Source organism: Roseateles sp. P5_B10 (assembly GCF_056400485.1).
Window position 1 is genome coordinate 1 of record NZ_JBFULE010001799.1, and the last position, 507, is coordinate 507.

Annotated in this window: 1 protein-coding gene; it reads right to left on the reverse strand. The window is 68.8% G+C overall.

The window, feature by feature from the left end; all coding sequences use genetic code 11:
- The coding region (locus AC1DU6_RS35970) for a DUF459 domain-containing protein (RefSeq protein ID WP_477863462.1) at positions 1-507 on the reverse strand (507 nt) is incomplete at both ends.

Genomic DNA, 507 nt, shown 5'->3' on the forward strand with positions numbered 1-507 from the left:
GGCACGATGGGGCCGGCCAGCGGACGCGGCGCCGGTGCGCCAGGCACGGCATTGAGGTCCGGCGTCGCAGGCTCGCTCGGCAGCGCGATCGGCGCGGAGCGGCCGGAGAGCAGGCGGGTGATCTCGCGCTCGACGTAGTGCGCCATCTTGCGGGCGCCGGCCTTGGTGAAATAGACGCCGTCGGCCGAACGCAGCCGGCGGATCTGGCCTTCGAAATCCGGGCCCTGCTGCAGGAAGCGGCCGGCCTCGTCGACGAAGCCGTCCCAGATATCGACATAGGTGATGCCGGCCTTGGTCGCAGCGTCGCGATAGAGATTGTCGAGATAGAGCATGTCGGCGGTCGCCTTGGTGCCGCGCACCGCGGGCAGGCCGACCCACAGCACGGGCACGCCCTTCGCCTTCACGACATTGATCATCTCCTCGATCTTCTTCGAGTAGAGTTCGCCCCAGCGCTCGTCACGGAAATCGACCATGCCGCCGGTGCGCGCGCCGCGCTCGGTGACGATC